The sequence below is a fragment of the Paenibacillus sp. J31R122 genome (assembly GCF_056269185.1).
This window is the reverse complement of sequence record NZ_JBWDNM010000016.1, coordinates 104,504-117,534: the sequence shown is the minus strand read 5'-3', so window position 1 is coordinate 117,534 and position 13,031 is coordinate 104,504. Positions and strand designations below refer to the sequence as shown.

At 46.3% G+C, this 13,031-nt stretch carries 11 protein-coding genes; 10 read left to right on the top strand and 1 reads right to left on the bottom strand.

Going from position 1 to position 13,031, the window contains the following annotated elements:
* Window positions 1-92 precede the first annotated feature (92 nt).
* From AC0YN7_RS23805 to AC0YN7_RS23795, 3 genes are read left to right on the top strand one after another with little or no spacing between them, the layout of a single operon-like run.
* The gene (locus AC0YN7_RS23805) at window positions 93-956 is read left to right on the top strand and encodes a flagellar hook-basal body protein (RefSeq protein ID WP_475812526.1); all 864 of its coding nucleotides are present in this window, start codon (window positions 93-95) and stop codon (window positions 954-956) included.
* 35 nt (window positions 957-991) lie between these two features.
* Window positions 992-1,834 (top strand): flagellar hook-basal body protein, encoded by an 843-nt coding sequence (locus AC0YN7_RS23800; protein ID WP_475812525.1) that lies wholly within the window; start codon window positions 992-994, stop codon window positions 1,832-1,834.
* A 16-nt stretch (window positions 1,835-1,850) separates the two neighbouring features.
* The gene (locus AC0YN7_RS23795) at window positions 1,851-2,165 is read left to right on the top strand and encodes a DNA-directed RNA polymerase subunit beta (protein ID WP_475812524.1); all 315 of its coding nucleotides are present in this window, start codon (window positions 1,851-1,853) and stop codon (window positions 2,163-2,165) included.
* A 74-nt stretch (window positions 2,166-2,239) separates the two neighbouring features.
* Here AC0YN7_RS23795 and AC0YN7_RS23790 read toward each other — a convergent pair whose 3' ends face one another.
* Window positions 2,240-4,453 (bottom strand): Ig-like domain-containing protein, encoded by a 2,214-nt coding sequence (locus AC0YN7_RS23790; RefSeq protein WP_475812523.1) that lies wholly within the window; start codon window positions 4,451-4,453, stop codon window positions 2,240-2,242.
* A gap of 193 nt (window positions 4,454-4,646) precedes the next feature.
* Here AC0YN7_RS23790 and AC0YN7_RS23785 point away from each other — a divergent pair, with 193 nt between their 5' ends.
* From AC0YN7_RS23785 to AC0YN7_RS23755, 7 genes are all read left to right on the top strand, one after another.
* The gene (locus tag AC0YN7_RS23785; protein ID WP_475812522.1) at window positions 4,647-5,171 is read left to right on the top strand and encodes a CDP-alcohol phosphatidyltransferase family protein; all 525 of its coding nucleotides are present in this window, start codon (window positions 4,647-4,649) and stop codon (window positions 5,169-5,171) included.
* A 187-nt stretch (window positions 5,172-5,358) separates the two neighbouring features.
* Window positions 5,359-5,790 carry a 3-hydroxyacyl-ACP dehydratase FabZ gene (gene fabZ / locus AC0YN7_RS23780; protein ID WP_475812521.1) on the top strand — a complete coding sequence of 144 codons (432 nt, stop codon included), beginning with the start codon at window positions 5,359-5,361 and terminating at the stop codon, window positions 5,788-5,790.
* A gap of 42 nt (window positions 5,791-5,832) precedes the next feature.
* Window positions 5,833-7,560: a phospho-sugar mutase gene (locus AC0YN7_RS23775; RefSeq protein ID WP_475812520.1), complete on the top strand. Its 1,728-nt coding sequence runs from the start codon at window positions 5,833-5,835 to the stop codon at window positions 7,558-7,560.
* Window positions 7,561-7,595: 35 nt separating this feature from the next.
* Complete coding sequence (locus tag AC0YN7_RS23770) at window positions 7,596-9,743, top strand: DUF5693 family protein (RefSeq protein ID WP_475812519.1); 2,148 nt, start codon at window positions 7,596-7,598, stop codon at window positions 9,741-9,743.
* Window positions 9,707-10,876 (top strand): polysaccharide pyruvyl transferase CsaB, encoded by a 1,170-nt coding sequence (gene csaB / locus AC0YN7_RS23765; protein WP_475812518.1) that lies wholly within the window; start codon window positions 9,707-9,709, stop codon window positions 10,874-10,876. Before AC0YN7_RS23770 ends, csaB begins: the two co-directional genes overlap by 37 nt.
* Window positions 10,877-10,995: 119 nt before the next feature.
* On the top strand, window positions 10,996-11,757 hold the full coding sequence (locus AC0YN7_RS23760) for a WecB/TagA/CpsF family glycosyltransferase (RefSeq protein WP_475812517.1): 762 nt from the start codon (window positions 10,996-10,998) through the stop codon (window positions 11,755-11,757).
* Window positions 11,758-11,861: 104 nt separating this feature from the next.
* Window positions 11,862-13,004 (top strand): glycosyltransferase family 4 protein, encoded by a 1,143-nt coding sequence (locus tag AC0YN7_RS23755; RefSeq protein ID WP_475812516.1) that lies wholly within the window; start codon window positions 11,862-11,864, stop codon window positions 13,002-13,004.
* The last annotated feature ends 27 nt before the right edge of the window (window positions 13,005-13,031 follow it).

Here is a 13,031-nt window from a genome sequence, read left to right as displayed (position 1 = left end):
AGGTCGCAGAAACAAGCTATTCAGGCAGCCTTGCTTAAAACCGATAATATATAGAGGTAGCAAGAACGGTAGCGGCCGAGGAGGAAACAACAATGTTAAGAGGATTGTACACCGCGGCGTCGGGATTGATTTCTCAGCAGCGCAGACATGATACGGTAACGAATAATATATCTAACATTAATACGCCAGGTTATAAACAAACGAATGCGGTGACGAGGTCTTTTCCAGAAATGCTATTGTCGCTGACTGGCGTTGAACCCGAGCAAGCAGCGACAATAGGGAAGCTGACAACGGGGGTATTTGCAGAGGAGAGCCTAGCTATTCATTTGCAAGGTGATTTGCAGCAAACGAACAATGCGTCGGATTTCGCTCTGGTCTCTAATATTGAGGTGCCTGGTCTTTCATTTGATGCCTCCGGCAAAAGCATAGGTCAAGACGGTGAGATTACATTCCAGCCGCAAGCCTTTTTCACCGTTCAGAATCCAAATGGTGAGATTCGCTATACAAGAGGTGGCGCGTTTACTTTGACAGAGGAAGGCTTTCTCATGTCTAGCGACGGTTCTAATGTGTTAGGCACTAACGGTCAACCTGTTCAAATGCCGGTCGGCGTTGGACTTGAAAGTTTGATATTAACGGATGATCAGCGTTTTCTAGATTCAGAAGGAAATGAAGTAGGAACACAGCTGCTCATTACCAGGGTGGAGAATCCGAATCAACTCGTTCGCGAAGGTAATGGTAACTTTCGGTTTGTCTCAGAAGACGGAGAAGCTCGTGCTATCGATCCAGGCGAACGTATTGAAGTGAGACAAGGATACATTGAACGTTCGAACGTGGACGCTGCTCAAGCGGCAGTAGACCTGATGTCAGCACTTCGTGCATATGAGGCTAATCAGAAGGTCATACAATTTTATGATCAAAGCTTAAGTAAAGCGGTTAATGACGTAGGACGGGTATAACGCTGCCAGGATGAAGTAGAGGAGGTGCACCGAGGATGAACAGCTCGATGATCAATGCAATGGTATCCATGAATGGGCTGCAACAAAAGCTAGACTTGCTCGCAGATAATATCGCAAATGTAAATACAGTTGGTTATAAGAAGAAGGAAGCAACATTCGAGGATCTTCTGAATAATATTAAAAACCAGCCTGATGTATTTAATCAACCTGGGCGATTATCTCCAATGAACTTCAATCAGGGCTGGGGCTCTAGAATGACGATGATTCAGCCTAATCTTACACAGGGACCTCTGCAGGGCACGGATAAAGATACAGACATTGCGATTGAAGGAAATGCTTTGTTCGAGGTTGTAGTTGGCGCTGACGGCAACCGTGCCTATACGCGCAATGGGGCGTTTCAGTTGACGTTGGGGGCAAACGGTGATACGATTTTGGCAACGGAAGACGGCTATCCGGTTGTTGCTAATGTTAGAGACCCGCTGACTAATCAAATTGTGGAGGGCAACATTGTAGTGCCTCAAGGCTACAGCCTTCGTGTCAATCCTGATGGTACAGTGCTTGGCGTATCGTCCAATCAGACGATTGAGCTTGGTAGTATCAAACTGTTGCAAGCTTCACGTCCTGCTGCTTTAACGGCGGTAGCGGACAATTTGTATATTATAGCAGACGGCATTAACCAAGGTGATGTCGTACAAGTGATAGTGCCGAACTCGGAGAACGGTTTATCGTTGCGTCAAGGGGCCTTGGAGCAATCCAACGTTAACCTAACGGATGAAATGACCGAACTTATTACAGTGCAGCGCGCCTATCAATTGGCAGCCAGAGCGTTATCGTCAAGTGATACGATGATGGGTATGGCTAATAGTTTGCGCTCTTAAAGATAGGATGATGTGAATGAGTATGGCCGATGAACGAATCGAACGTGAAGCAAAGGGGTTCGGGAGTCTAGCTGAAGGAGGGAGTCCCGGCAGAGGGGATCGCGGCAAAAGCGAGAAGACTGACGGAGCTTCGGATAAGAAGCAACGGCCCAAAGGTGTTAAGGTGCTGCTGTGGATTTTACGCAAAAGCATCGTACCGCTCATAATGATTATTATGCTTATCGTTGGATTATATATTGGATATGTAGTTGTCGGAAAACAGCCGAGTGATGAGGTATTCAAGTGGTCAACTTGGAAGCATATGTACGACCTCGTTTTTGCAGAGTCATAAAATCTATTCAAAAAAGTAGATCAGGATTTTAATCCTGATCTGCTTTTTTGTTGTTGCGTTTGAAGTATATTATATTACTTAACAGTTACTCGGATCGTAATACTCTTGCCACCAAATGTTGCTTTAATAGAGGCTATACCCTTGCTGACAGCTGTAATCTTGCCATCTTTGACGGTTGCTACATTAGCTCTTGAAGTAGTCCAGGTTGCACTGTCCGTTACGTTAACTGGGCTTCCTGTTGTGTAATTGGCTTGCAACGTCACATTATAGGTCGCGCCAGCACTTAGCTGCATCGATTTGCTGGACAAGGCAAGTGACTTCAATTGTGGTGATACAACAACCAAGACTTCAACGGTTTTGCCTTGGTAGGAGCCGGTAAGCTTCGTTGTACCGACTGCGATCGCCTTAACAGTTGAACTTTTTACAGTCGCAATTGCTGTATTACTAGAGATCCAGTTCATTCTAGAGCCTAGGGATACTTGTGCTCCGCTCTTGTAGTAACCCGTCACCTTGATTGATTTGGATCTGTTCGGGTTAAGAGAAATTGTAGCGGGCTCGATCTCGAATTTTACGATTTCTTCTTCAATTTTGATTTTAACGGAGACGGTTTTATTTAAATAAGTAGCCGTTAGCGTTAAGCTGGATGGCTCTATGCCTTTCATCGTCTTCGTCTTAATTACGATGTTATCAGACGAAGCTTTCCATTTAACTCTGCTTGAAACATCTTCTTCTTCGCCGTCCTCATTGATGACGTTAACGACTGGCAAATCAACTTCTTTTCCAAGAATAATGCTCATATCTTTTACTTCAGCAATTAGTTTCAAAGGCTTAATATGAACGATCAGCTTCGTTTGTACCTCTATATTCTGAATCTTTGCAGTCAGAATAGATTCGCCAATTTTATTTGCTGTCCATTGTTCGTCTTTAATGCTGGCGACCTTCTCGTCAGAAGAAGACCAACGTACCAGCTTGGATACATCGACCTTTGATCCATCGAAGGTTGTAGCCGTAACAGTAGGGAATTGACCGGTACCCTCAGGAAATGCATCGATAGATTCCACATCAACGCTAAGCTTGCTGATACTTGGGTAAACCGTAATGTCAATGCTGCGGCTAACACCTTTGTACGTTGCTGTAATTCTAGTTGTTCCGACTGCTTTCGGTGTTACGAGTCCAGCGGATACAGTTGCTGCAACGACATTCGAAGATGTCCATACTGCTTCATTAGTAACGAATTCACTGATGTTGGAATTGTTGAGCACTTCCGCCGTAATTTGTAAAGGCTGGTCTTGCAATAGAAGGTGATATTCCTTCTCTGGTGATAGCTTGATCGATTGATAAGGTGTTCTTACGACAATATTTATGGAAGTAGATACACCCATGTGTGATACCGTAATGGTTGTTTGACCAGCACCTACTACAGTTACTATGCCTTTATCGACGGTAGCTACTTTCGCATCTCCACTAACCCATTTTGCTTTATCTGTTACATTAAACGTTCCGCCTGTTTTTGCGATAACGGAAGCGAATAGTTTCTCGTCAAGATCACCAACCTCCATCTCAAGCAAATTGTCTTTCACACTCGCGGAGTAAATAGAGATTGATTTGTAGGGAGATGAAATGTTTATAATGATGGAATCTGATTTGCCCTTGTACTTAGCTGTGATCGTAACTGTGCCAGTGCCAATCAGTGTAATAGCCCCTTCATCAACTGTGGCGATATCAGAGCTGGATGTTGTCCAGACAGCATCTGATGTAATGTTGGTAGTTGTCGATGATTTTGTTCCAATTAACGTGAATTGCAAGGAGTTGCCGAGTTCGATATCTTCAATTTTGGCTGGTGCGTTTGATCCGTTTTGCATTAAAGTTACGGAATCATAAATATAGTCGGAAGAAGCTTTTATCGAGATTGTATAGCCTTTATAGGTAGCGCTTATCGTCGCTGTTCCTTTGCCGACTCCCGTAAGTATTCCTTTTTCGACTTTAACGTAGGAATTATTGGATGAATTCCAAGTTGCATCCGCTGTTACATCCTTCTTGGACGAAGAGCCTGATATGGAAGCGAAAACGGATAGATTCACTTTGTCATCCTGGACGAAAGTTTCGAGAGATGATGTGTTGTTGTTATAGTCCGACTCATTGTAAGTAAATTCAATGCCGGTTACTGTATCCTCCGCTGCACGTGCAATTCCTGGTACCGAAGTCAAGACGAGCATAACGGCTAGCGCGGCTGCCAGCCACCTTCGAGTTGCTTTTAACGACTTGTTCAAACTAGAGCTTACGTTCACTTTATCCCAGCCTTTCACTTTTAGTATCTTTAATATTTAACGGCTAGTAGGTATCAGAAATGAATAACGATGCGATTATTTCACAATTTTAATTTTTGTGAAAACGTGAACCGTTTACTCTTGTTAAGAGGTAGTTGTATAATAGTTGGGAACGTGATGGGACAGTCAGCGATAGGCTGAGGAGCGTGACCGTTTGAATCTGCCGAATTTGTTAACTTCGTTGCGGTTTGTTTTAATACCGGTTTATATCGGGGTATTCGTAGAGGGACACATGATTCCTGCGTTTTTCATTATGGTCGCAGCTGGTGTTACTGACGTACTCGACGGTTACATTGCGCGTAAAAGAGGTCAAGTTACAGCTATCGGGATAATGCTGGATCCGCTGGCTGACAAACTGATGCTTATTACTGTCATTTTATCGTTGCTTATATCCGGCCATATATCATGGGTGGCTGCAGCGGCGATGTTTTTGCGCGATTTGGGTATGATAGCTGGAGGGTTATTTTATCATTTTCGGGGCAAGAAGACCGTACCTGCCAACTGGATGGGCAAGCTGACTACAGTATTGTTTTACGTGGCGATTATGTTGATTTTTTTTGAAGCACCACATGCGCATACTTATTTATGGGCAGTTATTGTATTTTCATTCATTACTTCAACTATGTATATTTTGATGTTTAGTGCGCTAAATAAGCAAGCTGAGGGATCGCCTCCCTGACATTCGTGACAGATTGCTACATATGAAAGTGCAATAAGAACAAAGAGGCTTGACGATGGACACATCAGGTCCACCAGCCAAGCCCCTTATCTTAACCTTCATAAACTGCAGTTTCATGAGGGATATGTTTAGTTTGATCAATTGGAACAAATTTTATACAACCTAACTTTTGAAAGGGGTAATAACCATGCTAGATATTAATCAAATTCAAGAAATAATTCCGCACCGCCCTCCGTTTCTGTTAATAGATCGGATTTTGGAGGTAGAGCCAGGTGTAAAAGCAGTTGGCCTCAAAAACGTAACTATGAATGAGCCTTACTTTGTCGGTCATTTTCCTGGCTATCCGGTTATGCCTGGTGTACTTATAGTTGAAGCGTTAGCGCAGGTCGGTTCTGTGGCCATGCTCATGGTAGAGGCCAATCGAGGAAAGCTTGGTTTTTTTGCTGGAATAGACGGCTTTCGGTTTCGCGGTCAAGTCAAGCCTGGCGATACACTAACTCTTGAGGTTCAAATTACTCGCCTAAAAGGGCCAATCGGCAAAGGAAAAGCGACTGCTATGGTTGGTGATCAAGTGGTTGCCGAAGGTGAGCTTATGTTCGCCCTGTCAGATCCTTCCTAATAGGTTTAATACAAACTACAGAAACGAAAGAGGTAATCGAATATGACGAATCCATCTAATGTGACTGCTATTGATAAATATAATGTCTGGTTGAATGATCCTCTAATTGATGCTTCTACTAAAGAGGAGCTTCGCGGTATAGAAGGGCAAGAGAAAGAAATAATGGATCGTTTTTACCGTGATCTTGAATTTGGAACGGGCGGCTTACGCGGCGTTATGGGTGCGGGAACTAATCGTTTGAACACTTATACGGTAGGTAAAGCAACACAAGGACTTGCTAACTGGCTGCTCGCAGGCGCAGCAAAAGAAGGCAGAAGTCCGTCAGTTGTTATCGCGCATGATTCTCGCAATTTCTCTCCTGAATTTGCGCTCGATGCTGCTCTCGTTCTTGCAGGCAATGGCATTACGACTTATTTGTTCGGATCACTTCGGGCGACTCCGCAGTTATCCTATGCTGTAAGGGCACTTAACGCATCTAGCGGCATCGTTATTACAGCGAGCCATAATCCGCCGGAATATAATGGATACAAAGCCTATGGAGCTGATGGCTGCCAATTGATCCCTGAGGAAGCGGAACAAGTTATTTCTGCGATTGGAAGCATAAATGGCTTTGATGAGGTAAAAAGAATTTGCCGTGAAGAAGCAGAGGGCAAAGGGCTTTTACGCTGGTTAGATGAAGATGCGGATCAACAGTATATAGACACAGTTGTAGGGCAAAGCTTAAATGCTGAGCTGCTAAAAGGCGATATTGGTGAGCGATTCAGTGTTGTATTTACACCGCTGCATGGCTCTGGCAATATGCCGGGTCGCGAGGTGTTGAAGCAGGCAGGCTTTAGAAACGTTCACATTGTAGCTGAGCAAGAACAGCCGGACGGATATTTTAGCACAGTAAAATCACCCAATCCTGAGGAGCGCGAAGCGTTTACGCTTGCTGTTCAGCTTGCCCAAAAGGTAAATGCCGATATTATCATCGGTACGGATCCTGACGCTGATCGCATGGGTGCTGTGGTGAAAAATAACGACGGCGAGTATGTGGTGCTCTCTGGCAATCAATCTGGGGCGTTGATGGTACACTACGTGCTGAGTCAATTGAAAGAGCGGGGCGAGCTTCCGGGCAATGGCGTTGTTGTTAAGACCATCGTAACGAGCGAGCTTGGAGCTGAAATCGCGCGCTCATTTGGTGTATCGGTTGAAAGCACATTAACAGGCTTTAAATATATCGGTGAAAAAATGACGCAATATGAGAAAACTGGCGAGCGCACCTTCCTTTTCGGGTATGAGGAGAGTTACGGCTATCTTTCAGGCACTTACGCGCGTGACAAAGATGCTATAGTTGCTTCTTTATTGATTTGCGAAGCGGCCGCGTTTTATAGCAGTCAAGGAAAAACGTTGTATGATGTGCTTCTTGAGCTGTACGCACAGCATGGTTTTTATTTGGAAGGCCTTGAATCGAGAACGCTCAAAGGTATGGATGGCGTTCAGCAAATTGCGGGGATTATGAATGACTGGCGCCAAAGTCCTCCGACTGAGGTTAACGGAATTAAGGTAGAGAGCGTTCTTGATTATAGTAAAGGCATTGAAGGCTTGCGTCCTGAGAACGTCTTAAAATATATGCTAGAGGACGGATCGTGGTTCTGTCTGAGACCATCCGGTACAGAGCCGAAAATCAAGGTTTATTTTGCAGTTAAGAGTGGATCTAAGGAATCGGCAGACGCCTTGCTGCAATCATTAAAGACAACGGTTATGGAAAGAGTAGACAGTAACAAATAGAGAACCAATTAAGAGGTAAGGAACGGAGGAGTCCCGTGCTTTCAGGATGGCAGAAATGGAATAGACGAGTTAGACTTTGTCTTTGGGTCATTGCATTAGTCGGCGTGGTAGCAGCTTTGCCAATTGGTGCTTTGCGTATGGAGATGGAGGATTCGTCGAAGCAAGTAGAATATGTATTTGATTACCGGGATATTGTGGATGTAGCTGAGCTTCAACCAAGACCGCAGACCTTTATTGCGGAGCAATTGGTGAAGATGAAGGAAGCCGGCCTTACTACGATGGCGGTATATGAAAGTTCACTTAAGGAGCTGCAGCAATCAGGCAGATTAACGTATTACAGTTCTAAGGACGCGGCGTTGCTTCAAAATAAATTGGAACCGATCGGTCAGAACTTTACTTATATTTTATTTACAGGCAAGCAAGAGGAAGAGATGATCGGACCGATCATCCGCTCGACTTTTGATCGTGTAGGTGCCAAGTATAGCGATTGGACGTTTGACGGACGCAACGGGATCATTGTAGAGCTTTCTGTTTCAGATGCGGTTCTTAAGACGATGGCTCCTGATCCAATGGCGCTGCAGGCTATACACGATGCCGGCTTTAACATATTGCCGCGCTTTTCTGATCGTGTATTGCCATTTGATAGCGTTGCTACGGATAAACTGCTTGGTGAACTTAAGGGTTACGGTGTTAACCGTGTATTGTTTGATGGTGAAAAAGTTAAAGGCGCGTCTGACTATACATCGGAAAATAATACTCTTCAGCAATTCGCCGAGTTGTTAAATAAATATGATATGGGTATCGCAACCATTGAAAATTTAAAAAAACCACAGCAGGGCATAAATAAATTAGCATTTTATACAGATTATAACGTAGTACGGTTATATTCCTTATCCCCTGAGGATGGCATGAAAATGACGCCAGAGGGAATTACGGATCGTTTTCTATTAGCGTCGAAGGATCGTAATATTCGTATGTTCTTTATTAACGGGATTGTACAAGGCGATTCGAGTAAAGGGATGATCGTAAATTCCTTGGACAAGCTGACTGATGCATTTGGCGGAAGTGACGGGGTTATTGCTAAGCTCGCAGATGCCGGCTTCGAACCTGGTGTACCTCAACCATACGATTATGAGCAGCCAGCATGGTCGAAGCCTCTTCGTGGAGTCGTGGCAGTTGGAGCAATTGCATTTATCACTCTTCTTGTGGGCGCGTTTATACCAGGCGTATACATTCCTGTATTTATTTTGGGAGTGATCGGCAGTGCCGGTTTGTATGTGCTGAACAGCTCGACAATGGAACAGGCGCTTGCGCTTGGCGCGGCAATCAGTACGCCGACACTTGGTCTCATTTGGGTCATGAATCGTATTCATTCCCGAACGCTTGGTGACCGACGTATCGTTGGGGGCGAAGATTGGTCAGTTGGTCGCAGCCAAGCTTCACAAGCTGCTTATCAAGCGGAGAGCTTGTCCGATAGCAGCAGCCAAGTGAAGTGGGTTTTCCCAAGTCTTTCTGTGGGCCGCCGTATCGGTATAGCGTTAAATTGGTTTATTGTTGCTTCCTTAATCTCACTCAGTGCTGTGCCGATCATATTTGGTCTATTGAATAACATTACGTACAGCTATGTATTGGAGCAATTCCGCGGGGTTAGCCTGCTGCATCTCGCTCCGATTGCTCTTGTAGCTATTTATGTATTTTTCTACAATGGGCAATCGACTATTGGAAGCATTCGTAAGCTGCTAATGCAGCCTATAACCTTGATGTGGGTTATACTCGCCGTTGTTATTGGTGCGGTTGGTTTTTATTATCTATCTCGTACGGGTAATGCTGGACATGCGACTTCTATCGAGCTTATCATACGTAACATGCTGGAATCGACTTTTGGTGTACGACCGCGCTTCAAGGAATTTTTACTGTCGCATCCGCTGCTCATTCTTGGATTGTTCCTATCACTACGTTACCGTGCGGCATGGCTGCTCGTTATTGTAGGTTCGATTGGACAACTATCGATGGTAGACACTTTCGCACATCTTCATACGCCGCTTTATATTTCAACAATTCGCGTATTGCTTGGTTTAGGCGCGGGTATTATCATCGGGTGTATTCTAATTATTGTGTGGCAGCTTATGGAAGGAGCATTACGTAAATGGGCACCGGCAATCAAACGCAAATTCGTCGGATAGTCATTTCCGGATACTACGGTTTTAGTAATAGCGGTGATGAGGCTGTGCTTCTTTCTATTTTGCTCGCACTCGAAGAGCAGGGAAAGGCGCATGGCGTGAAAATCCAGCCGATTGTGTTATCGGCTGATCCTGCATGGACCAGCCAAATGTACGGCGTAGAATCGGTACGCCGCATGCATCCTTCTGATTTGTTGAGGGCGCTGCGCAGCAGTGATGGCCTTATCAGCGGCGGCGGAAGCCTGCTGCAGGATGCCACAGGGACGAAGACGATACCGTATTACACGGGAGTCATGAAGCTTGCTCAGCTACTTGGCAAACCGACCTTCGCATATTCGCAGGGCATAGGGCCAGTTAACCGCCGCTGGATGGATCCAATGATCCGCCACGTCATGAAGCGGAGCGCGTACGTGTCCGTGCGTGACGCGGAATCCGCCGCTTTGCTTGGGCGGATTGGCGTGCCGCAGGATCGGATCGACGTTGTACCCGATCCGGTGATGGGGCTTCCGCTGCCGGAAAGCGCGGCAGCGGGTAGTGAGGCGGCTGAGGTGAGTAGGAGCCTAGGTCAAGAGCAAGCGCTCCGCGCTAACGAGCCGCCGCTAGTCGGCGTCTCCCTGCGGCGCTGGCGCGCCGACGGCGCCGACCTAGCGCGCGCCGCCGAAGCGCTAGTCGCGCTGTCGAAGCGCATGCCTGTGCGGCTGCGCTTCCTGCCGTTCCACACCCCCTCCGACACAGAATCGTCGGAGCTGGTGCTGGAACGGCTGCGCGGCCGGCTCGGCGACGGTTCCACCGCCGAGCTAGCCGCGCCCGGCGACGACCCCCAGCAAATGCTGCTGGAGGTCAGCCGGTGTGACGCTTTGTTCGGCATGCGCCTCCATGCGCTCATCTATGCCGCCAATCAAAGCGTGCCTATGCTTGGCTTATCCTATGACCCCAAAATCGATCAGTTCCTGCATCGATTAGGATTAACGCCTATCGGCACGACTGAGGAGCTGCATGCTGAAGCATTTGCTGATGCCGCGTGCGCGTTGCTGAATGATCGCGCGGGCTGGCAGGCACAGCACCGCCAAGCAATTGACCTGTTAAAACAGCAATCCCAAAAACCAGCGCAACATATCGTACAACTATTGCGTTAAAATTATAAGACTTTATAAGTTTCACATTTAAATTAGGCTTATAATTCTCCGCGAAACGAGCTTTTGCCGTAAGGACGGCGACAGCCGTTTACGCTTGCATATATTGAGGTGACTTGCTCATGTCGAAACAACTACAAACCGTGCCGATATATGGCATACCCTTCTCGAAAATGAGCATGGACGAGACGGTCAGCTATTTAACTGCCGCTATAGAAGAAAGAAGTCTGACACATGTCATTACAGCTAATCCGATTATGATTATGTCTGCGGTTGATGATCCGAACTATTACAGGATGATGAATCGTGCTGATTTAATCGTTCCGGATGGAGCAGGAGTCGTGTGGGCCGCCAAGCATGCTGGAAACCCGGTAACGGAGAGAGTGACAGGCTTTGATCTTCTGCACCGTCTCATGCAACAAGGTGAAGCGCGTAGATGGAAGGTCTACCTGCTAGGCACTTCTCAAGAAATTATTGAGGCGGCGGCAGAGAAGCTGCAGCTTCAATATCCTCAGATTCGAATTGTCGGCTATCGAAACGGTTTTTTCGGAGCAGATCAGGACGAGGAAGTGGTGGAAGCGATTAGGCAAGCCGCGCCAGATATGCTCTTCGTGGCACGCGGCGCGGATACGCAGGAGCCGTGGATCGTCAAGTTTAAGCAGAAGCTCGAAGTGCCACTAATTATGGGTGTAGGCGGAAGCTTCGATATCATTTCAGGCAAGCTGAAGCGTGCTCCAATTATTTTCCAGAAGCTTAAGCTGGAATGGGCCTATCGCTTATTGCAGGAGCCAAAACGCTACAAAAGAATGCTTGTTTTGCCGAAATTCGTCGTGAAAGTGCTTCGCGACAAAGAAAACATAACAAAACATCGTTCTACACCATGAAAATCTGGCCAAAACCGTGAAAATTGGTTGAAAACGGGAGTGGTGTTTCTTTTTCAATCGGAGTATAATTCACTTCGGTAGAAAGAAAAAGGAGAGTTGAACACATGCCTGTTGGCTTGCTGTATACAATTGGATTTATTATCGCTCTTATATTAGCACTCATAATGACACCGCTAGTGAAGAAATTCGCATTTAAAGTAGGTGCAATCGATAAACCGAATCACCGCAAGGTTCACACGCGCATTATGCCGCGTCTTGGCGGGTTAGCTATTTATGTTGCGTTCGTGGGAGCATTTTTTATCATGTCGCCGTTCATTCCGGAAGGTCTGCTTCGTCCGAAAGATTTAAACATGATCTATGCTCTTTTGGTTGGCGGTACGATTATTATTATTCTTGGTGCGTTTGATGACCGTTTCGAGCTATCAGCCAAAGTGAAGCTGCTCGGCCAAGTTGCCGCTGCATGTGTCGTTGTATTCGGCTTTGACGTGAAGATCGACCTGCTGAACATTCCTTTTGGAGAATCGATGCAGCCAATTGCCGCTTGGATTAGTATTCCAATTACGATCCTGTGGATTGTCGGTGTAACAAACGCTATTAACTTGATAGACGGCCTTGATGGGCTAGCTGCGGGTGTATCCGGCATTGCGATCGCAACAATCGTTGTAATGGCATCACTAATGGGCTTCCAGCCGGTCATCTTGCTCAGCACATTGCTGCTCGGCGGTATTATCGGGTTTCTCGTATTCAATTTCCATCCTGCCAAAATATTTATGGGTGACTCAGGCTCGTTGTTTCTCGGATTTAGTCTAGCGACACTGTCGATGCTTGGCTTCAAGCAAGTAACGCTCGTTTCTTTCGTAACGCCGCTTCTTATTATTGGCGTTCCGCTCTCAGACACGTTCTTCGCCATCGTTCGTCGCTATGTGAATAAGAAACCGATTTTCGCGCCTGATAAAGGTCATCTGCATCACCGACTGCGCGACCTCGGCTTTAGCCACCGTCGCACGGTACTCATTATTTGGGGCGTTAGCGCCGTGTTCGGCGCGCTAGCCATCATTCAATCAGCAGTCGTTCAATCGAGCGCGGCGAATTGGATAACCTTTGCTGTTATTTGCCTGCTCATGATTTTCTTGCAAATCGGCGCCGAGGTCACTGGCATCGTCGACAAGACGCGCAGGCCGCTTATCAACTTCCTGAATCGCATGCGGCTTCGTCTTAAGGTAGACGCGGAATCGCGATCGAAATAATGCAAGCTCCGAGTCCCGGAAGGGATT